Source organism: Micromonospora sp. KC207 (assembly GCF_004348615.1).
In the GTDB taxonomy this organism is placed as follows: domain Bacteria; phylum Actinomycetota; class Actinomycetes; order Mycobacteriales; family Micromonosporaceae; genus Micromonospora.
In genome coordinates this window covers 24412-45093 of sequence record NZ_SMKJ01000011.1, presented here as the reverse complement: position 1 = coordinate 45093, position 20682 = coordinate 24412, and the positions used below count along the sequence as shown (strand labels likewise).

The following is a 20682-nucleotide window of genomic DNA, read 5'->3' as shown; positions in this document are numbered from 1 at the left end:
GGCCGCAGCAGCGGCAGGGCCGGGGCGGCGGGGCTCCCGCGCCGGTCAACGACGCGATGGCCGAGGCGCTGCGCCGCGCCGGGCTGGCCTGACCGACGCGGGAACGGCTGCCGTCGGGTCACTGCCGGCACCCGTTCCCGCCCCGGCGGCACCGGACGGACGGCTTCCCGGGTACGCGGTCGCGCCGCGCACCCGGGACCGTGGCCGCGAGGGGGCGCGCGGGTCGCGTACCGTCGCTCGGGTGGGTGAGGACGACGGCCTCGCATGGCGGGAGCGGCAGCGGCGGGCGGTCCGCGCGCACGCCGAGGCGGACGGGCGGCGGCGGGCGGCCGAGCAGGCCGGGGCGGCGCAGATCGTGGCATGGTTCGTGGCCGAGGCGACTCGACGCAGGCTCCCGACGACCCGGCTGCACGCCCGGTCGTACGACGGCCGGGGCCGCTACCGCACCCGGCTCACCGGCTGGTACGTCGACCGGGCCCGCACCCGGGCGGTGGACACCGCCGGGCGGTGGTATCTGCTGACCGTCCCCGCGAGCCTGCGCGCCCTGGTCCTCGGGGCCGATCCGCCGCCCTCCCCCGCTCCCCTGATCGTCGGCGAGGGCGGGCGCGACGGCGAGTCGATCCCGCTGCGTGACCTGCTCGCCCGGCTGCTGGACGAGGGTGCCGGCCCGGGCTGACGGGGGCCGATCGCTTGCTGACGCGGGGGCCGATGCCGGCCGGCGGGGGCTGCCCCGGGCTCACCGGGCGGTCGCGCCGCCCCGTGGTCAGCGGCCAGCCCTGTCCGCCCGGGCCGTCCGGCGGCGGAACCGCCGGGACAAGCGCCACCACGAAAGCTGCTGCACGGCGAGGGTCGCCAGGCCGGACAGCACGATCGCGCACAGGTTGATCACCAGTTGGAGCGCGGATCCGGCCGCCTCCTGCCACACCCCGTAGGCGACGGCGACGGCGACGTTCGCGGCGGCCGGAACCGTGGTGACCGAGATCAGCACGCCGACGAGCGAGCCGGACTTCTTCGAGGTCAGCGAGAGCATCCCGGCCACGCCGGCCAGCAGGCCGACCACCCAGGACAGCGCGTCGGGCCGCCAGATGAAGTCGGTCAGCGGCCGGTCGGCCAGCAGCATCCCACGGTTCATCAGGCCGGCGGCGGTCAGTGCCCAGGTGCTCAGCACGGTGGCCAGCATGGCGGCCAGGAAGCCCACCGCGAGGGCCTGCACCGAGCGGCCGATGATCGCGGGCTTGCGGCGCAGCAACGCCACGCAGAGGGCGGCGAGCGGGCCGAACTCGGGGCCGACCACCATCGCGCCGACGATCAGGATCGGCTGGTCGAGCAGCACACCGATGCCGGCGATCATGGTGGCCACCACGATCAGCACCAGATACGTCGCGGAGAGTTCGGTCTGCTCGCCGGTCTTGGCGGCGACCTCGTCCCAGACGACCGCGTCAGCGCCGCTGCCCGGCACCTCCCTGGCGGCCCGGTCGGCAGCGGCGGACAGCGTCAGCTCGACGTCGTCGGCGGCGATGCCGCCGTGTGCCTCGACGCCGAGTCGCTGTAGGTCGTGCAGGATGGCGTCGGCCCGCTCGCGGACCACGTCGCAGAGGACGAGATCGCCCCGGGGCCGGCGGGCCGCGCCGGGCAGGACCACCAGGTGAGTCACGCCCGGGTCCCCGCCGAGCAGATCCACCACTGCCGACGACTGGTCCGGCGGGGCGATCACCCGCAGATGCAGCACAGCTCGCTCCCCAGGAGGTGGGCCGGGCCGGACGCCCTGCCGCAGCACCATATACCCGTTCTTGTGGTTCCCGGGCCGCCGCCGGCCGTGAACCGTAACGCGGCACGTCGCACGGGGTTAGTTGGATGAGGATCACGCGTGACGGCCCATGTCGGTCCCCTCGCCGTCGGCCATCCTCCACCGCTTGCTGCGTCACCTCGGTGCCGGCTGCGCCACGCCGGCAGGCCTGCCCGCCGAGGGCTGAGGCGCTCGCGCCCGACGCCGCCCGTCGAAGCACCGCCGTCGCGACCACTTTGGCCATTGGGCCTTTCATTGTGATCAAAGCTGATAAAAGTGGAATACCGCCTGAATCTTCCACAGGAGTCCACCATGAACGCTCACCGTCTCGCGGCCCGGCCTCGCGCCACGTCCTTCAGGGCGTGCGCGGAATTCCTGGGGAAACGGGGATGAACCGACACAGCTACGAGCGGATCAAGCGCTTTCTCGACGTGACGGTAGCGGCCCTGGTGCTCGTCCTGGCCGCCCCGGTGATGGCGGCGACCGCCCTCGCCATCGCCCTGACCATGGGCCGACCGGTCCTGTTCCGCCAGCCCCGCCCCGGGCTGCACGGCGAGCTGTTCGAACTGGTCAAGTTCCGGTCCATGCGGGCCGAGGGCGACCCGCTGTCCCCCGCCCACGACGCCGCGCGGATCACCCCGCTGGGCCGTTGGCTGCGGGCCACGAGCCTGGACGAGCTTCCCTCGTTGTGGAACGTGCTGCGGGGCGAGATGAGCCTCGTCGGGCCGCGTCCCCTGCTCCCCCAGTACGTGCAGCGCTACACCGCCGAGCAGTTCCGCCGGCACGAGGTCCGTCCGGGCGTCACCGGCCTGCAACAGGTACGCGGACGCAACGCTCTCGGCTGGGAGGAACGCTTCGTACTCGACGTCTGGTACGTCGACCACCGCAGCCTCCTGTTGGACCTGCGCATCCTCGCCTCGACGGTGGTCACCGTCCTCCGCCGGGACGGCATCACGGCACCCGGCAGCGCGACCGCCCACGAGTACCGGGGCGTACCGGTGCCCGACCGCGTGAGGGAGCCGGCCCGGTGAGCCCGCACCTGGTGATCGTCGGGTGCGGCGGCCACGGCCGGGAGATCCTCGGCATCGTCCGGGCGGTCAACGACGCGGCGCCCGGCGGCCCCGTCTGGCACGTCCGGGGGTTCGTCGACGACAACCCGGCGGAGGAGAACCGCAAGCGGGTGCAGCGGCTCGGCGTGCCGTGGCTCGGCCCGGTGTCGACCCTGGCCGACGCCGGGGACGCGCACGTCGTGGTCGGCATCGGCGACCCACGGGCGCGCGGGCGGGTTGCCCGCCGGGTCGACTCGTACGGGCTGCCGGCGGCGGTGCTGGTCCATCCGGATGCCACCCTCGGCCCGGACGCGCGCGTCGGCGAGGGCACCGTGCTGTTCGCCGGCGCCCGGGTGACCACCAACGTGGACCTCGGCCGGCACGTACACCTGAACCAGAACGTGACGGTGGGCCACGACTGCGTCTTCGGCGACCACGTCTCGGTCAATCCGCTGGCCGCCGTCTCCGGCGACTGCCGGCTCGACACGGACGTGCTGATCGGGGCGGGCGCGGTGGTGCTGGAGGGACGCCGCGTGGGCGCTGGCGCGACGGTCGGCGCGGCGGCCTGCGTGGTGCGCGACGTGCCGGCCGGCGTGGTGGTGAAGGGGGTGCCGGCGAGGTGAGGGTCGTCGTCACCACCGAGTACCGCTACGCCATGACGCCCGACGGTCGGGTCTGGACCACTCACGCGCACGGCTACGACATCTGGCGGCGCTACCTCACGGCTTTCGACGAGGTACGCGTGGTGGCCCGGGTCGCCGCAGCGCCCCAGGAGCCGAAGACGGCGCTGCGGGTGGACGGCCCCGGGGTCACGGTGCACCCGGTGCCGCACTACGTCGGGCCGCAGCAGTACCTGCGCCAGCGGGTGCCCATCGGCCGCGCCATGGCGACCGCGGCCGAACGCGACGACGCGGTGATCCTGCGTGTGCCCTCCGCACTCGGCTCCCTGCTGGCCGGCGTCCGCCGCCGGCACGGCCTGCCGTACGCCCTGGAGGTGGTGGGCGATCCGTACGACGTGCTCGCGCCGGGGGTGGTCCGCCATCCGCTGCGGCCCCTGCTGCGCCAGCGCTTCGCCACCCGGCTGCGCCGGGAGTGCGGCTCGGCGGTGGCCGTCTCCTACGTGACCGCGGACTACCTCCAGGCCCGCTACCCGGCGGCCCCGCACGCCCCGACGGCCAACGTGTCGAGCATCGACCTGCCGCCCGAGGCGTTCGCCCCCGGCCCGCGTGCCGTCCGGGCCGGCTCCGGGCGTGGGCACACGCTCATCTCGATCGGTACGCTGGATCAGCTCTACAAGGGCGTCGACACCCTCGTCGAGGCGGTGGCGGTGCTGGTGTCCTCCGGGGTCGACGTCCGGCTCGTCCACGCCGGTGACGGGCGGTTCGCCGGGCACCTGAAGGGCCTGGCCGGGGCGCGGGGCGTCGCGGACCGGGTGACGTTCGCCGGCTGGGTGGCACCGGGTGCGCCGCTGCGTGCCCGCCTCGACGCGGCCGACCTGGCGGTGATGCCGTCGCGGACCGAGGGGCTTCCCCGCGCGCTGATCGAGGCGATGGCCCGCGCGCTTCCGGCGATCGGCACGGCCGTCGGCGGAATCCCGGAGCTGCTGTCCCCCGAGGACCTGGTCCGCCCCGACGATCCCGACGCGCTGGCGGGGGCGATCGCCGGGATGCTGGCCGACCCGGATCGGATGACGGTCGCCTCGGCCCGCAACCTGGCCCGGGCCCGGCGCTACTCCCGGGACTTTCTGGAGCCCCGGCGGCACGCCTTCTACCAGTCCGTCCGCGAGGCCACCGACCGGCGGTGAGCGTCCGCCTCCGCGCGCCGGTGGACCGCCCCGCCGGCGCGTCGGGTCTCGCCCCACCCGGTCACGAAACGCGGCGGTGGCGGGAGCCGACCGCTCCCGCCACCGCCACCCAACCCGTACTTCACCAGTGGCGGCCGCCCGCCGTGCCGGCACGCCACGCGCGGTACCAGTCGAAGGTCCGGCGGACCCCGTCCTCCAGCGGCACGGTCGGCTCGAAGCCGGTCAGCCGACGCAGCGTCGCCAGGTCCGGGCAGCGGCGGTGCACCGACCCGGGCGGCGCGGGCATCGGTTGCAGGGCCGGTGCCGCGTCGGCGACCCGCAGCACCAGCTTGGCCAGGTCGCCGATGTTGGTCTGCTCGGCGTCGTTGCCGATGTGCACGATCTCGCCGGCCGCGGCCGGGCAGCGCATGAGCCGCAGCACCGCCTCGACCGCGTCGTCGACATGGCAGAACGCGCGGTACTGGTCGGCGCCCCACACCCGGAACGGGTCCTCCCCGTCGAGGGCGCGCAGCGACATCTCCGGGATGACGTGATCCGTGCCCATCCTCGGGCCGTACACGTTGTGGAAGCGCCCGACCGTGGCGGCGCACCGCCGGGCGCGGGCGGCGTGCACGAAGGCGGCCTCGCCGAGCAGCTTGCTGATGGCGTACGAGAACCGGGGCGACGTGACGTCGGTGATCATGACGGGGACGTCCTCGGCGGTCGGCACCGGCACGACGCGGGCGTCGACGCCGCCGGCGTACACCTCGCTGGTGGAGCTGAAGAAGACCCGGTCGCCGGGCTCGACCCAGTCCAGCAGGTGCAGCGCCGTCAGGGTGTTGACCCGGATCACCCGCGCCGGATCGGCCTCGACGTTGCGCACCCCGACCACGGCGGCGAGCAGGTAGATCTCGTCGCAGCCACGCGGCAGCGCCGCCCACGCCTGCGGCCGGGTCAGGTCCGCCGAGACGACCTCGACGGCCGGGTCGGCGCGCAGCGCGCCGAGGCGCTCGTCGTCGCGGCCCCGGGAGAAGTCGTCGACGACGACCACCCGGTGCCCGTCGGCGAGCAGCCGCTCGGTCAGGTGCACGCCGATGAAGCCGGCACCGCCGAGGACGAGTGCCCGCGTCACGCCGTCACCCGGCCGGTGGGGGCGGCGGCGCGCGGCGCGGGCAGGTACCCGATGCCGGCGTACCGCGCGCCGGCGGCGGTCACCGCCGCCTCGTCGAGGATCCGCCAGGAGTCGTAGACGATGCCCGCCCCGCCGGCTGCGAGCAGCCCACCGACCTCCAGCGCCCGGTAGTCGGGGTGGTCGTTGACCACGAGCACCGCGTCGCTGTCGCTGAACGCCTTGTCCAGGCTGGTCGGCTCGCCGCCGTAGGCCCGGATCACCTGGCCGGGCACCATCGGGTCGTGACCGAGCACGATCAGCCCGGCCGCCTGGAAGACCGGCATCATCGCGGCGATGGGCGTGCCCCGCATGTCGTCGGTGGGGGGCCAGCCCTTGTACGCCCAGCCCAGCACGGCCAGCCGGGCACCGGTGGTGTCGCCGCGCCGCTGCCGGATCAACTCCACGACGGTCTCGGCGACGTGCACCGGCAGGTGCTCGTTGAGCCGCCGGGCCGCCCCGACCAGGAAGGCACCGTCGTCGCCGGCGCTGGACACCATCAGGTACGGGTCCTTCGACAGGCAGCCGCCGCCGACGTACCCGGGCCGGCTCAGGTCCGGCCGGGGATAGTCGAGGTTGGCGGCCCGGATCACCTCAAGCGGGTCGAGTCCGTGCCGCTCGGCGATCAGCGCCACCTCGTTGCCGAACGAGTAGATCAGGTCGGTGTGGCAGTTGTTCGAGAGCTTGACCAGTTCGGCGGCCTCCAGACTGGACACCGGGACGGTCTGCCGGGCGAGCCCGCCGAACAGCTCCAGCCCGGCGCGCAGGCTCTCGTCGTCCAGGCCGCCGACGACCTGGGGCAGCTCGACCAGTTCCCGCAACGCCTGCCCCTGGATGGTCCGTTCCGGCGCCATCACCAGCAGCGCCCGCCCCCACGCCCCGGCCAGCGCCGGCAGCACCACCCGCCGGCTCGTCCCGACGGGGACGGTGCTGCGGACGACCACCAGGGTCTGCGGACCGCACCAGCGGGCCACCTGTCCGGCCGCCGCCGCGAGGTTGGTCAGTTCGGGCCGTCGGGACCGCTCGTCCACCGGCGTGGAGACGCTGAGCACCACCGCGTCGAGGTCCGCCGGCAGTTCGTCGTCGACGAACACCGATCGGCCGACATGCTCGGCGAACACCTCGGCGATGCCCGGCTCGAAGATGTGCGGGCGGCCGTCGCGCAACGCCGTCCGCACCGCCGGGTTCGCGTCCACCCCGTGCACCTCGAACCCCTTGCGCGCCAGCGCGGCGGCCAGCGTCAGCCCGACGTAGCCGAGGCCGACGATCCCTATCCTGCGATACACGTTCTTCTCTTCCCCTCGTTTGTCGTGCTCGGTGCACCGGTCCGCCCACGCGGGCGGACCGCTCAGGCGCCCGCCCCGGCCCAGCTCGCCTTGACCGACTCGGCGAGGTCGTACGAGGGCGTCCAGCCCAGGTCGCGTGCGGCCCGGGAGATGTCGCCGCACATCCAGTCGACCGCCGCCGATCGGCCCGGCGCCGGCTGGTTCTCGCGCACCCCGCCGGTGAAGCCGGCCACCTCCACCATCAGCCGGACCGCCTCCCGGACCGGCACGGCCCGGCCGCTGGCGACGTTGTAGACCCGCTCCGGCAGTCGTCGCGCCCGGACGGCGGCGACCACCGCGGCGGCCACGTCCCGGACGTCGACGAAGTCCCGGTGGGCCGACAGTGGGCCGACGGTGACCGGGTTGCCGGGTGGCGTGGCGCGGCGCAGCAGCGTGGCGACCCGGCCGAGCACGGTGTCGGCGGACAGGCCGGGGCCGATCGGGTTGAACACCCGCAGCGTGACCCCGTCCACCCGGCGCGCGGCAGCGGCCAACTCGACCAGCCGGGTGGCGGTCAGGTGGGTCAGGCCGTACTCGCTCACCGGGCGCGCCTCGTCGCTCTCGGCGGCGGCGTGCCCGTGCGGCACCGGCCCGTACTCGCCGGCGGAGCCGATCCGGACCAGCCGCGCGCCGGGGGCGTCGGCCGCGACGGCCTCGACGAGTTTCGCGGTCACCGACACGTTCGCCGCGACGAGTTCGTCAACCCGCCCGTCCATCCGGCCGGTGCAGGCCACCACCGCGTCGGGTCGGCAGGCGCGCAGCAGCGCGCCCAGTTCGTCGACGCCGCAGGCGACGAGGTCGAGGTCGCGCCGGCCGGGGCAGACCAGCGCCGCGTGCGGGTGGAGGGCGGCGCGGACGTGCCCGCCGATGAATCCGGAGCCGCCGAACACCAGGACGGTGGTCACACCGGCTCCGGGGTACGCGGGGACAGCAGGATCGGCCGGAGCCGCTCGAACGCCCGGTTTGCCTCGTCGTAGTCCTCCGGCCGGCCGATGTCGAGCCAGTACCCGTCGAACGGGTAGCTCGCCGGCGGCTCGCCGCGGTCGAGCAGGTCCAACACGAGTTGGTCGAAGCCGAACGCGAGGCCCTCGGGGTACGCGGCGATGGTGCGCGCCGACAGGCCGTAGACGCCCATGCTGACGCGGTAGTCGAGGACGGGCTTCTCGCTGAACTCGACCACCCGGCCGTCCTCGACCGACAGCACCCCGAAGTCGATCTTCACGGTGCGGCGGAAGGTCGCCACGGTCAGCGGGGCCCCCGAGGCGGCGTGGGTACGCAGCAGGTCGCCGTAGTCCAGATCGGTGAGCACGTCCCCGTTCATCACCAGGAAGTGCTCGGGCAACCGGTCGCGGATGCCGAACAACGGCCCGATCGTCGACAGGGGGACGCTCTCCTCCACGTACCGCACGCGCAGCCCGAACCGGGCACCGTCGCCGACGAAGGCCCGGATCAGCGAGCCGAGGTGGTTGATCGCCAGGGTGACGTCGGTGAACCCGCAGCGTGCGAGCTGGTGCAAAACGATCTCCAGGATCGCGTGGCTGTCCCCGATCGGCACCAGCGGCTTCGGCAGCGAGGTCGTGTACGGCTTGAGCCGCGTTCCCTTGCCGCCGGCCATGATCACTACATGCATCTCTTCATCCGATCCGTCCGCCGCTGCCGGCGCCCCGGCCGCCGGCAGGCGTGAGCCGTTTGCCGCCGGGCGATACGCCCCCGTAACACCCATGGCAACGACCGAGCAGCGCCAGGGAAACGCCCATAACAGACCATTTGCCCGCTTTTGCTCGGTATGGTCCCCGGCCACCCGGACGGAGCTACCTGACCCCTCGGTCCGTCGCGCTGAGTAACGTTCCCGGCCCGGACCTGGTTAGAGGGGTGTCGACGCCACCTGCCCACCCACCGTCGCCACACGAGGAGGATCCGATGACGACCCTGGCTGGTCCCGCCGCACGACCCGTCGACGCGTACGGCGCGACCGGGCCGGTGACCACGGGGAAGCCGGTGGACGACAATGTGTTGGCCGGGGTTCTCGTGACGTCGTTGAGCATCGCGCTGCTGGTGTGCCTACCGGACCTGCGCCACTGGTTCATGGTGCCCACGACCCTGACCGGCATCCTCATCGGCGCCGAGGCGCTCAGGTGGTTCCGCCGGGACACCGACGTGTTCGACCCACGGGCCTGCGCGGGCCTGCTGGGGCTCCAGTTCCTCTACCTCGCGCCGATCTTGAACGTGGCCTTCGACGAGTGGGTGACGGGGGTCTACGACCAACCGGCCTGGCGCGACGCGCTCGGCGCGCTCGGCATCCTCAACGCGGTCGGCACGGGCCTCTACCGGGTGGTGCTCGCCCTCCCCCGCCGGCCACGCCGCCGGCCACGCCGGGTCCGCGCGATGAACATGCCCACCTTCTACCTGACGGGCCTGGCCCTGGCAGGGCTCAGCATCGCCGCCATGGGCTACGAGATCGCCATCTTCGGCGGCCTCGACGGCTTCGTCGACACGATGGCCGACCAGGCGAATCGGGTCGAGGACATGACCGGGCTCGGCCCCCTCATCGTGCTCGCCGAGGCGTTTCCCTACCTCGTCTTCACCCTCGTGCTCGTCCGCTGGCGGAAGACGTTCGCCCGGCACACCGTCCTGCTGGTCCTGCTCGTGCTCGCGCTGACCGTGACCCAGTTCTTCATCGGCGGGCTGAAGGGCAGTCGCAGCAGCACGCTCTGGCCGCTGCTGCTGGCCCTCGTCCTCGTCAACGTCACGGTCCGACGGGTGCCCCGCAAGGTCCTCGCCATGGTGGGGGTCCTCGTCTTCGCCTTCATCTACCTGTACGCCTTCTACAAGCTGGGCGGCACCAAGGCCATCGACGAGATCCGGCGGGCCGGCACGATCCAGGGCGCCGTGTCGGACACGGGGCGGGACATGCCGATGCTGCTCACCGCGGACCTGGGCCGGGCCGACATCCAGGGTGTCATCCTGCACCGCTACCTCGACGGCCAGTTCGAGCCGGTGCTCGGGGCGACCTATGCCAACGCGTGGTTCATGTTCCTGCCCGACGGCCTCTTTCCCAACGTGCCACCCAGCAAGGTCGATGTGGGATCGCGGATCCTCTACAACCCGCTCTACCCGGAGGGACGGGGCGATTCAAGCAAGATCTACGGCATGGCCGGCGAGGGCATCATCAACTTCGGCCTGGTCGGCGGCGTGCTCTCCTTCGTGGCCTTCGGTTTCGTCATCCGAGCCGTCCAGGGCTACTACACGGCGGCCGTGGACGCGCCGGAGCTGGTGCCGAAGCTGATCGCACCCGCGGTGTGGGTTTTCGTCACCACCCAGGGTTCGGACCTCGACAACATCCTGTTCGGCCTCTGCAAGTACTCCATGCCGGTGATCCTGCTGGTGTGGCTGGCCTGCCGGTTCGGCCCCCACCGCAGACGCCCGCTGCCCGCGGTGCCCTGACGCCCCGACGGCCCGGCGCACGGCACCGCCCGGCCGGCCCCACTGCCGACCAAGGAGTTCCCATGACCCTCGCGGACCCGACCGGAACCCGTCCGTCCCAGCACCGTCCACGGGGGCCGGCGCCGGCCGTCCGGGTCCTCCACGTCGTCGGGCGCCTCGACCGGGGCGGCATCGAGACGGCCTCGCTGGACATCTGCCGCACCGTGCCGCCCGAACAGGCGCACCAGACCTTCGTCACCCTGGACGGCTCGGAGGGGTCGCTGGCGCCGGCCTACCGGGCCACCGGGGCCGCCGTCCTGCGGTGTCCGGTCCGTCCGCTCGCCCTGTTGCCCCTGCGGATCTGGCGCTGCCTCCGCGCCACCCGTCCCGACGTGGTCGTGTCCCACATCAGCCTGTTCAGCGCGGTGGTCCTGGCCGCCGCCCGGGTCAACCGGGTGCCGGTACGGATCGCCCGGATCTGGAGCGAGGGCGACGGCAAGCCGGCCTCGCTGCGGCGTCGGCTCCTGCGCGGACTGTGCAGGGCCGTGCTGGCGCACGCCGCGACCGACGTCCTCGGGGTGACGGCCGCGGCGCTCGACTTCGCCGGGTCACGGCCGAACGACCGCCGGTACCGGGTGCTGTACAACGGCGTGGACACCGCCAGGACCGACGGCTGGGACCGCGCCGACGCCCGACGGCGGTGGAACCTGCCGGACGACGTCCCGGTGCTCGGCTACCTCGGTCGGGCCGATCCCGTGAAGAACCGCCCCTTCCTCGTCGAGGTGCACCGCGCCGCGAGAGCACGTCGCCCCGGCACCAGGCTGCTGGTCGCCGGCCCGCTGGGCACCGGCGACCTGACCACCGCGCATCCGGGCGTCGACCGCGACCCGCACGTCGTGCTCGCCGGGGAGGTGGAGGAGATCGGTTCGGTGCTGCACGCAGCCGACGTGCTGCTGCTGCCCTCCACCCGGGAGGGCCTGCCCGGCGTGGTGCTCGAAGCGCTTGCGGTCGGTGTTCCGGTCGTGGCGAACGACCTGCGGTGCCTACGGGAGCTGTCCACCCTCGTCGCGGGGCTGACCCTGGTGCCGCTGAGCGCCGGGCCGCAGGTCTGGGCGCGGGCCGCGCTGGAACAGGCCGGCATGGCCGACGCTCAGCGCGCCGAACTCGCCCGCGTGCTACGCGATTCACCACTCACCCTTCACCACGTCGCGCGACAGTGGTGCCGACTGTGGCGGGTCGACCGGGTCCCCACGTCGTGACGAGCCGCCGCCGGCCGGTGGCGGCTCGTCACCGCGTGGGCTGGAGCCTGGGGCGGATCCCGGCCCAGTCGTGGTGTCGGCGCACGGTCGACAGGATGAAGTCGACCACCCGACGGGAGGTGTCCCCCACCTGGTAGTCCGCCGGGCACGGCACGCCGTGCGCGGCCACCTGCTCGACGGTGAGGGCGACCGCCTCGACGACGCCCACCGGGTCCAGCCCGGTCATGATGATGCCGCCGGCGTCCAGCGCCTCCGGGCGCTCGATCGACTCCCGCAGCGTCACGGCGGGAAAGCCGAGGATGGCGGATTCCTCGCTGATCGTGCCGCTGTCCGACAGGGTGCAGCGCGCCTGGGTCTGTAGGCGTACGTAGTCGAGGAATCCGAACGGCTCGTGGAAGTCGATGGCGTCGAGCGCCACGTCGGCGGCGGAGATCGCCTCCAGCCGCTTACGGGTACGCGGATGGGTGGACACGAGCACCGGCAGCCGCCAGGTGTCCCGGACGGCGGCCAGGCAGTCCAGCAGGCGCCGCAGCCTCGCCGGGTCGTCGACGTTCTCCTCGCGGTGGGCGCTGACCACGAAGTACCCTCCCGGTTCGAGGCCCAGCCGATCGAGCACCGAGGAGGCGTCGACGGCGGCGCGGTGGTGTTCCAGCACCTCGCGCATGGGCGAACCGGTGTGCAGGACGCGGCGCGGGTGCAGCCCCTCGGCGAGCAGGTTGCGACGGGCGTGCTCCGTGTAGACCAGGTTGAAGTCGGCGACGTGGTCGACCATGCGCCGGTTGGTCTCCTCGGGCACGTTGAGGTCGAAGCAGCGGTTGCCGGCCTCCATGTGATAGACCGGCACCCGCATCCGGCGGGCGATCAGCGCCGCGATGCAGCTGTTCGTGTCGCCGAGCACCAGCAGGGCGTCCGGGCGGTACTCCTCGATAGCCGCCTCCACACCGACCAGCACCCCGCCGAGCACCCGGCCGAGGGACGACGTGTCCACCCGCAGGAACCGATCGGGGCGGCGCAGCCGCAGGTCACTGAAGAACACGTCGGACAGCGCCGGGTCCCAGTTCTGCCCGGTGTGCACGAGGACGTGGTCCACCGTCCGGTCCAGCAGATCGAGCACCCGGGACAGCCGGATGATCTCCGGTCGGGTGCCGACCACCGTCATCACCCTGGTCATCAGGGCCACCTCCGTCGTTCGATCCCCGGACCCCCGGCTGCTCACGCCCGCGCTCTACGCGGCGGCCACGGGCTCCGGGTAGGTGTCCGGCCGGGCCGGGTCGAAAAGGTCGTTGGTCCAGAAGAGGGTGAGCAGGTCCTCGTCACCGGTGTTGGTGATGTCGTGCGCCCACATCGTCGGCATGTCCACCACGACCGGCTCGGCCCCGTCGACCGGGAACCGGACCAGCCGCCGCTGGCCGACCCGGCGGAGCCTGATCTCGGCGCGTCCGCGCAGCACGACGAAGCGCTCGACCTTGGCGAGGTGGAAGTGCTGCCCCCGGGTGACGCCGGGGCGGGTGGCCGAGCAGAACGTCTGCCCCCCGCCGCCGTGGGTCCTGACGGCCTCCACCAGTTCACCCCGGTGGTCGACGCGGCGGACGAGCGGCATCGGGTAGCACGCCGGGAAGAGGTGCGAGCGGTAGGTGTTGAACAGCCGCACGTCGTGCCGGTCGGCCAGCGACGGGAGCTCTCCCCCGCGATAGGTCGCCGCGAACCCGGCCAGCCGGTCGGCGAGGGCGCGGACGCCGATCCGCAGCGCCGGCATCGAGGCGTCCCAGACCCCGGCCGGCGGGGCGTCGAGCAGCGCGGCCGCGGCGTCGGTGACGTGCACGAGGCGCAACTCGCGGTCGTCGCGCAGCTCGGGTTCCCTGCCGTCGGCGAGAACCCGGCAGAACGTCGCCGTGACCGAGTTGTAGAACGGCCGCCCGTGCTCGCCGTACAGGTGCGGCAGGTGGTGGTCGACGAGCTGGCAGCCGGCGGCGGCCCCGGCCAGGATCGCCGCCGCCGCCGCCTTCGAGTCGCCGTAGGGGGTGCCGTTGCCGGCCTGGGTGGTGTTCGCGTACACCAGGGTCTTCGGTGGTTGCGCGCAGCGGCGCAGGCCGCGCACGAGCGCCTCGGCGACGGCGACGTTGCCGGCCGCCACCTCGGTCGGCTCCCCACGGTTGACCCCGGCCAGGTGCAGCACCCGGTCGACGCCCCGCAGCCGGTCGGCCAGCACGGCCGCGTCGGCCAGGTCGGCCCGGCCGATCAGGACGGGATCGGGCCAGCCGAGCGCGCGCAGGAGCACCCGGGTGTGCCAGCCGAGGAAGCCCTCTGCGCCGGTGATCGCCACCCTCACGAGGTCAGCGCCGGTTCGCGCAGGGCCAGCTCCGCGCGGACCTCGGGCAGGGTGCGCAGCAGCGCCACGATCTCCGGTACGGTCAGTCGCCGCGCGTTCGCGGAGGTGAAGTCCTCAACCGGGTGCCCGCCGAGGATCCCCTCGGTCACGTACGCCGCGTAGTTGAGGTCGCGGGCGTCGACCGGCACCCGGTAGAAGTCGCCGAAGTCCTCGGCCCGCGCCAGCTCCTCTCGGCTGGCCAGCGTCTCGTGCTGCTTCTCGCCGTGCCGCACCCCGATCACGTCGTACTTGGCCGGCACGTCGAAGAGCTGGCACAGGGCGACGAGCAGGTCGCCGATGGCGCACGCGGCGGCCTTGCGGACGAAGATGTCGCCGGCCCGCGCGTGCGCGAAGGCGTGCTCGACCAGTTCCACCGAGTCGGCCAGGGACATCAGGAACCGGGTCATCGCGGGGTTGGTCACCGTCGGCATCGCGCCGGCCTTGATCTGCTCGATGAACAGCGGGATCACCGAGCCGCGGGAGTACATGACGTTGCCGTACCGGACGCAGGACACGACGGTGTTGCCACCCGGGTTGCCCCGGGCGTGCGCCTGGGCGACCTTCTCCATGATCGCCTTGGTCAGGCCCATGGCGTTGATCGGGTGGACGGCCTTGTCCGTGCTGAGCACCACCACCGAGCGGACGCCGTTGCGGGTGGCCGCCTCGATGAGGTTCGCGCTGCCCAGCACGTTGGTGCGGACGGCCTCCAGCGGAAAGAACTCGCACGACGGCACCTGCTTGAGCGCGGCGGCATGGAAGACGAAGTCGACCCTTCGGCAGGCGCGTTCCACGCTGTCGTAGTCGCGCACGTCGCCGACGTGGTAGCTCACCCGCTCGTCGCCGAGGGCGCGGCGCATCACGTCCTGCTTGGCCTCGTCCCGGCTGAACACCCGGACCTCGCCCACACCCCGATCGAGCAGCCGCCGGGTCATCGTCCGGCCGAACGAGCCGGTCCCTCCGGTGATCAACACCCGACGCCCCGCTGTCGTTGGGTTCATCAGCGTTCCCCGTCCCCGACCTTGTTCGGACTGTCGTTCGTCGTTGAAATCAACGACCCAGACCACAGCCAGTCACGCAATAGCATCAAAAGGTACATATTGCGCTCAGGGTCAGTGCCGGACCGAATCCAGGAAATCGGTCAGCGCCCGTGCGTAGATCCGGAAGTCGAACGCCTCCAGCGCCCGTCGGCGAGCGGCCTTGCGCATGAGGCACCGATCCTCCACGCTCAGCCGCAGCGCCCGGTGCAGGGTCTCGACGAGACCGTCCACGGAGTGGTCGGGGCAGACCAGCCCCTCGACCCCGTCCGTCAGGTACTCACCCAGGTCGCTGGTCAGGTTGGCGATGACCGGCGTGCCGTTGGCCAGGCTCTCGCCGAACTTCGTGGGGAACCCGGCCCGGTTGAAGCGCGTCGGCGGGCGCAGCAGCACGCTGAAGTCCGCCTCCCGGACCTCGGCCCACACCTCCTGCTGCGGCAGCCGACCCAGCACCCGCACGCCGGCCGGCACCGGCTCGCCCCCGAGCAGTTCGCGGACCCGCTCGACGGTGGGACCGACGACCCGCAACTCGACCCGGCACCCGGCCCCGTTCACCTGCCGCACCGCCCGCACGATGGTGGCGACGAGGTCCTTGCGGCCCGGATCCCCCGCGTACACGAGGCGGACGGCATCGCCCTCGTCGGGCCGGCTGTCGGCGAGGCCGGCCAGCCCGCACGCGTTAAGTGTCGGCGGCACCCGCAGGACCGGCAGGCCGTACCCCCGGAAGTGGTCGCTCAGGTAGGAGCTAACCGCGATGACGCCGGCACAGCGCGGGTAGTGGTACCGGAACGCCAGCAGCGCGCTGAGGTACGGCGGGGCGAACCGGCCGCCCCGGAGCTGCTCGGGGCTGTACCGGTCCACCACGTCGGCGATCACGGGCACCGCGTTCCGACGACACCAGTTCCGCAGGCGCGCGGCGTACGGGGCGTCACCGTTGTAGAGCACGACATGACTTGGCCTCGTGGGCCGACTGTCCAGCCAGCGCACCGTCCGCGCCCCCCAGCTCCACCACGCCCGCACCGCCTTGTCGATCTTTCCCGCCCCAACCGGCGGGATCTCGCCCATCCCGAGGTAGGACACCGAGCCGGGCCCTACCGCCTCGGGCAGCGGGGTCAGCCCTGGACCGTGCTCGCCGCAGGCGACGACGACGTGGCGCCCCGCCGCCGCGAGCGAGCAGGCGATGCCGTGGACCCGCCGGGAACTCGCCTGGCCCCAGGGAAACCGGAAGGGACCGACAATCGCCACCCAGTCCGCCCGGTCGGCCGTCTGCGTCATGGTCTCGATCTCCGTTCCTGGCGGATTCCGGTGGCGGCGCTGCCCTGCTCAACGGCGTGCCCGGCGGACGGACTCGCCGGGCGGGGGCTGTCGTACCGGGCGAGCGTCCGCCGGTAGCCGTACAGCCCGGCGGGCAGCACGGTCAGCGCGTACACGGCGGTGCCGACGAAGGGGATGGCGGCGATGCCGTACGCCTCGACGGCGTGCCACTTGGCCACCGCGGCGACGGCGACGTAGGCGATCAGCCCGACCATCTGCGGGCGGACCACCCCGGCAGCGTTCTGGACCATCATCAGGGCCGAGAACGAGCCGATCAGCAGGAACCACAGTGCGAGGCCGCCGAGCAGCCACCGGTTCCCGTCCAGCGGCACCGGCAGCCAGGCGGCGAACAGTAGATCGCCCGCCACCACCAGGCCGATCGCCGGCGGCACGGTGGCGAGCAGGGAGAGCGCGACCATCCGACGGACCGTCCGCCGGATCCAGGGCAGGTCGCCGCGGGCCAGGGCGTCACCGTTGGCCGACCAGAGCGGCAGGTTGAGCATCGTCACGAGCGCGCCGAGCAGGAGGGCCAGCCGAGCCGGCACCGCGTACGCGGTGACACTCTGCGGTCCGAGGGTGTGCGTGATGATCAGGTTGTCCATGTTGGTGGACAGCCCGGTCAGGACGGTCACCAGGAAGAACATCCCGCCGAGGCGGATCAGCGCGGCCCCCAGCCTGCAATCGACCGCGCCGATTGCCGGCCGTAGTCCGGGCATCCGCCGGCCGTAGACCCACACGCTGTTGGTCAGGTTGGCCAGCAGCGGCCCCGCCGACGCGGCGGCGACGACCGCGACGGCCGGCAGCCCGAGCCACGCCACGAGCAGCACGAGGGGGACCGTCGCCAGGGCGCCCGCCCCCTGCCACAGGTTGCTCTCGCCCACCTGCTGGTAGGCGTACTGCACACGGACCACCAGGGCCAGCGGAATGTTCACCAGGAACGAGGTGAGGCAGATCAGGACCACGGCCCGGGTCTGCGCGGGGTCCACCACCCCCGTCACGTTGAACAGCGACGTCCACGGCACCAGCCAGGCCAGCGACCACAGCAGCGCGCACAGCACCACGGCCACGGCGGTGAGCACCGCGTAGGCGGTGGAGACGTACCCGCGCGCGCGGGCCGTGTCACCGCTGGCGTAGCAGGGCGCGAGCTTGGTCATCAACCCCGCGCCGAGGCCCAGGTCGGCGAAGGCCGCCATCCCCGTCAGGGCGAGCACCGCCATCCACAGCCCGTAGCGCTCCGCACCCAGCCGGGACAGGCAGATCGGGATGAGGAGCACCGGCGCCAGCAGGCCGGCACCCCGGGCGAGGCCGGCGGTGAGGACACCGGCGGCGAGCCGGCGGCTACGGCCGGCCCCGGGGGGCGGCTCGGCGGCGGGCACCCGCGTGCCGGTATCCGGCGGCCCCTCGGGCGCGACGGTCCCCAGCGCCGAGTGGGGATCCGGCATGGTCAGCGACCGGCGGGCACGCGACCGGCCATCCAGCCGACGGTGGCCTCCAGACCGGCGCGCAGCGGGTGGGGACGCACGGCGGGAAACAGCTCACACAGCCGCGCGGAGTCCGCCTGGGAGTCTCGTACGTCCCCGACGCGCGGCGGGCGGTGCACCGTCTCCAGCCGCCGGCCGAGCACCGCCTCCAACTCGGCGACGAGGTCGAGCAGCGAGACCCGGGCGCCGAACGCGAGGTTCACCGTGTCCGGGGTGTGCACCCTGCGCAGGATCGCGTCCACGAGCACGGCGGTGACGCTGCCGACGTAGGTGAAGTCGCGGGTCTGCAGGCCGTCGCCGAAGATCTCCAGCGGGCGGCCGTCCAGCGCGGCCGAGACGAAGCGCGGGACCACCGCCGCGTACGCGTGGTCGGCGGCCTGCCGGGGCCCGAAGACGTTGAAGAACCGGAACGGCAGCACGGGCAGCCCGTAACAGGCGGCGTACGCGTTGGCGTATGCCTCGGTCGCGAGCTTCGACACCGCGTACGGGCTCATCGGCATCGGGCGCAGCGTCTCCCGCCTCGGCAGCACCGGGTTGGCTCCGTACACCGACGACGAGGACGCCAGGATGGTCTGCCCGACGCCGTGCCGCCGCGCCGCCTCCAGCACCGTCAGGGTGCCGGTGGCGTTGGCGTGGTGGCTGCGCAGCGGGTCCGCGATGGATCGGGGGACCGACCCGAGGGCACCCAGATGCACCACGCTCGCCGCGCCGGGAACAGCCTCGTCGAGCAGGTCCGGGTCCATGACGGAACCGACCAGCAGGCGAACCGGGAGGTCCGCCACGTTGTCCAGCGCGCCCGTGGACAGGTCGTCCACCACCACGATCTCGCTGATCCCGTCGGCCCGGAGGAGTTCCCGGACGAGATTGGCACCGATGAAGCCGGCGCCCCCGGTCACCACGACCCTCACGACCCGGCCCCCGTCATGGTCACCGCGCGCATGGCGCTCCTTCCCCCGCGACCCCGGGCCGTAGCCGGCCCGGGTTTCCGTTAGGGGTAACGGATCACCTCCGCTCAGGTTATCTGGATCCGGCGATGTCGCTCGGGATCACGCCCGCTCGAGCACCGCCGTCACCAGTTCCTTGGCCTCCTGCTGGATCCGGGCCAGGTGCTCCGGCCCCTGGAAGGACTCGGCGTAGATCTTGTAGACGTCCTCCGTGCCGGACGGTCGGGCGGCGAACCAGCCGGACCCGGTCGTCACCTTCAGCCCGCCGATAGCCGCCCCGTTGCCGGGCGCGGTCGTCAGCGTCGCGGTGATCGGCTCGCCGGCCAGCTCGGTCGCCGTCACCTGCTCGGGCGAGAGCTTGGCCAGCACCGCCTTCTGCCGCCGGTCCGCCGGGGCGTCGATGCGCGCGTACGCGGGGGCGCCGAAGCGATCGGCCAGCTCCGTCCAGTGCTGGCTGGGCGTCCTGCCGGTCGTCGCGATGATCTCGGCTGCGAGCAGGCAGAGCAGGATGCCGTCCTTGTCGGTGGTCCACGTGCTGCCGTCGCGGCGCAGGAAGGACGCCCCGGCGCTCTCCTCGCCGCCGAAGCCGACCGCCCCGTCGAGCAGGCCCGGTACGAACCACTTGAACCCCACCGGCACCTCCAGCAGCGGCCGGCCCAGGTCGGCGGCGACCCGGTCGATCATCGAGGAGGAGACCAGGGTCTTGCCGACCGCGGCGTCGCGGCCCCAGTTCGACCGGGTACGGAACAGGTGACCGATTGCCACCGCGAGGTAGTGGTTGGGGTTGAGCAGGCCCCCGTCGGGGGTGACGATGCCGTGCCGGTCGGCGTCGGCGTCGTTGCCGGTGGAGACCTGGTAGTCGGCGCGGGCCGCGATCAGCGACGCCATCGCGTTCGGCGAGGAGCAGTCCATCCGGATCTTGCCGTCGCCGTCGAGGGTCATGAACCGCCAGGTCGGGTCGACCGTCGGGTTGATCACCGTGAGGTCGAGCCCGTGCCGCTGCGCGATCTCCCCCCAGTACGCGACGCTGGCCCCGCCGAGCGGGTCGGCGCCGATGCGCACCCCGGCGGCCCGGACGGCGTCGAGGTCGAGCACGGCGGGCAGGTCGTCGACGTAGCGGGCGAGGAAGTCGTACGCGCCGGTGGTGTCGGCGGCGCGGGCCCGCGCGTACGGGATGCGTTTGACCTCCTTGAGCCCGGCGGCGAGGATCTCGTTCGCGCGGTCCTGGATCCACCTCGTGACGTCGGAGTCGGCCGGGCCGCCGTGGGTCGGGTTGTACTTGAACCCGCCGTCGTCGGGCGGGTTGTGCGACGGAGTGATCACGACGCCGTCGGCCAGCCCGGAGGCGCGGCCCCGGTTGTGGGTGAGGATCGCGTGCGACACCGCCGGGGTGGGGGTGTACCCGTCGCGGCTGTCCAGCAGCACGGTGACCCCGTTGGCGGCGAGCACCTCCAGCGCGTCGACGGCCGCCGGGGCGGACAGCGCGTGGGTGTCCCGGCCGAGGAAGAGGGGCCCGCCGAGGCCCTGCCGGCGGCGGTAGTCGCACAGCGCCTGGGTGACGGCGAGGATGTGGTCGGAGTTGAACGCGTTGCGCAGGCTCGACCCGCGGTGCCCGGAGGTGCCGAAGGAGACCTGCTGCGCCGGGTCGTCCGGGTCGGGATGCTCGGCGTAGTAGGCGGTGACCAGCCGGGGCACGTCGACCAGGTCGGCGGGCTCGGCGGGCTGACCGGCGCGGGGGTGGGCCACTG

The 20682-nt window shown here is 73.2% G+C and carries 18 protein-coding genes; 6 read left to right on the top strand and 12 right to left on the bottom strand.

Going from position 1 to position 20682, the window contains the following annotated elements:
- Positions 1–241: 241 nt before the first annotated feature.
- Positions 242–676, top strand: coding sequence for a hypothetical protein (locus E1258_RS02710; RefSeq protein WP_132396488.1), 435 nt, complete (start codon positions 242–244; stop codon positions 674–676).
- Positions 677–763: 87 nt separating this feature from the next.
- On the opposite strand, the gene E1258_RS02705 is transcribed toward E1258_RS02710, so the two are convergent.
- Positions 764–1729 (bottom strand): DUF389 domain-containing protein, encoded by a 966-nt coding sequence (locus E1258_RS02705; RefSeq protein WP_132396486.1) that lies wholly within the window; start codon positions 1727–1729, stop codon positions 764–766.
- A 446-nt stretch (positions 1730–2175) separates the two neighbouring features.
- On the opposite strand from E1258_RS02705, the gene E1258_RS02700 reads away from it, so the two are divergent.
- The 3 genes from E1258_RS02700 to E1258_RS02690 are packed head-to-tail and all read left to right on the top strand — an operon-like array spanning position 2176 to position 4639.
- A complete protein-coding gene (locus tag E1258_RS02700) occupies positions 2176–2817 on the top strand; it encodes a sugar transferase (RefSeq protein ID WP_132396484.1) in 642 nt (213 codons plus the stop codon).
- On the top strand, positions 2814–3458 hold the full coding sequence (locus tag E1258_RS02695) for a NeuD/PglB/VioB family sugar acetyltransferase (RefSeq protein WP_132396482.1): 645 nt from the start codon (positions 2814–2816) through the stop codon (positions 3456–3458). Before E1258_RS02700 ends, E1258_RS02695 begins: the two co-directional genes overlap by 4 nt.
- A complete protein-coding gene (locus E1258_RS02690) occupies positions 3455–4639 on the top strand; it encodes a glycosyltransferase family 4 protein (protein ID WP_132396480.1) in 1185 nt (394 codons plus the stop codon). Before E1258_RS02695 ends, E1258_RS02690 begins: the two co-directional genes overlap by 4 nt.
- A 121-nt stretch (positions 4640–4760) precedes the next feature.
- Here the strand turns inward: E1258_RS02690 and E1258_RS02685 are convergent, their stop codons facing one another.
- From E1258_RS02685 to E1258_RS02670, 4 genes are all read right to left on the bottom strand, one after another.
- Entirely contained in the window at positions 4761–5750 is a 990-nt protein-coding gene (locus E1258_RS02685) for an NAD(P)-dependent oxidoreductase (RefSeq protein WP_132396478.1), read from the bottom strand.
- A complete protein-coding gene (locus E1258_RS02680) occupies positions 5747–7072 on the bottom strand; it encodes a nucleotide sugar dehydrogenase (RefSeq protein ID WP_243715132.1) in 1326 nt (441 codons plus the stop codon). Before E1258_RS02680 ends, E1258_RS02685 begins: the two co-directional genes overlap by 4 nt.
- A 62-nt stretch (positions 7073–7134) precedes the next feature.
- Entirely contained in the window at positions 7135–8016 is an 882-nt protein-coding gene (locus E1258_RS02675; protein ID WP_243715131.1) for an NAD(P)-dependent oxidoreductase, read from the bottom strand.
- The gene (locus tag E1258_RS02670; protein ID WP_007075654.1) at positions 8013–8741 is read right to left on the bottom strand and encodes a sugar phosphate nucleotidyltransferase; all 729 of its coding nucleotides are present in this window, start codon (positions 8739–8741) and stop codon (positions 8013–8015) included. The genes E1258_RS02675 and E1258_RS02670 overlap by 4 nt, the downstream gene beginning before the upstream one ends.
- 290 nt (positions 8742–9031) lie before the next feature.
- Here E1258_RS02670 and E1258_RS02665 point away from each other — a divergent pair, with 290 nt between their 5' ends.
- Both E1258_RS02665 and E1258_RS02660 read left to right on the top strand, forming a co-directional pair.
- On the top strand, positions 9032–10555 hold the full coding sequence (locus E1258_RS02665; protein ID WP_132396472.1) for a hypothetical protein: 1524 nt from the start codon (positions 9032–9034) through the stop codon (positions 10553–10555).
- Positions 10556–10617: 62 nt separating this feature from the next.
- Positions 10618–11793, top strand: a complete 1176-nt coding sequence (locus E1258_RS02660; protein ID WP_132396470.1) for a glycosyltransferase — start codon at positions 10618–10620, stop codon at positions 11791–11793.
- Between the two features lie 28 nt (positions 11794–11821).
- On the opposite strand, the gene wecB is transcribed toward E1258_RS02660, so the two are convergent.
- The 7 genes from wecB to pgm all read right to left on the bottom strand — a co-directional run bounded on the left by wecB (position 11822) and on the right by pgm (position 20680).
- Positions 11822–12964 (bottom strand): non-hydrolyzing UDP-N-acetylglucosamine 2-epimerase, encoded by a 1143-nt coding sequence (wecB, locus tag E1258_RS02655; protein ID WP_036377952.1) that lies wholly within the window; start codon positions 12962–12964, stop codon positions 11822–11824.
- A gap of 54 nt (positions 12965–13018) precedes the next feature.
- Positions 13019–14116: an NAD-dependent epimerase/dehydratase family protein gene (locus E1258_RS02650; RefSeq protein WP_243715130.1), complete on the bottom strand. Its 1098-nt coding sequence runs from the start codon at positions 14114–14116 to the stop codon at positions 13019–13021.
- A 2-nt stretch (positions 14117–14118) separates the two neighbouring features.
- Positions 14119–15159: a polysaccharide biosynthesis protein gene (locus tag E1258_RS02645; RefSeq protein ID WP_132396466.1), complete on the bottom strand. Its 1041-nt coding sequence runs from the start codon at positions 15157–15159 to the stop codon at positions 14119–14121.
- 111 nt (positions 15160–15270) lie between these two features.
- The gene (locus E1258_RS02640; RefSeq protein ID WP_132396464.1) at positions 15271–16470 is read right to left on the bottom strand and encodes a glycosyltransferase; all 1200 of its coding nucleotides are present in this window, start codon (positions 16468–16470) and stop codon (positions 15271–15273) included.
- Complete coding sequence (locus E1258_RS02635) at positions 16467–17951, bottom strand: lipopolysaccharide biosynthesis protein (protein WP_132396462.1); 1485 nt, start codon at positions 17949–17951, stop codon at positions 16467–16469. The genes E1258_RS02640 and E1258_RS02635 overlap by 4 nt, the downstream gene beginning before the upstream one ends.
- 2 nt (positions 17952–17953) lie before the next feature.
- Complete coding sequence (locus E1258_RS02630; RefSeq protein WP_132396460.1) at positions 17954–18898, bottom strand: NAD-dependent epimerase/dehydratase family protein; 945 nt, start codon at positions 18896–18898, stop codon at positions 17954–17956.
- Between the two features lie 138 nt (positions 18899–19036).
- Positions 19037–20680: a phosphoglucomutase (alpha-D-glucose-1,6-bisphosphate-dependent) gene (gene pgm, locus E1258_RS02625; protein ID WP_132396458.1), complete on the bottom strand. Its 1644-nt coding sequence runs from the start codon at positions 20678–20680 to the stop codon at positions 19037–19039.
- Positions 20681–20682 lie beyond the last annotated feature (2 nt).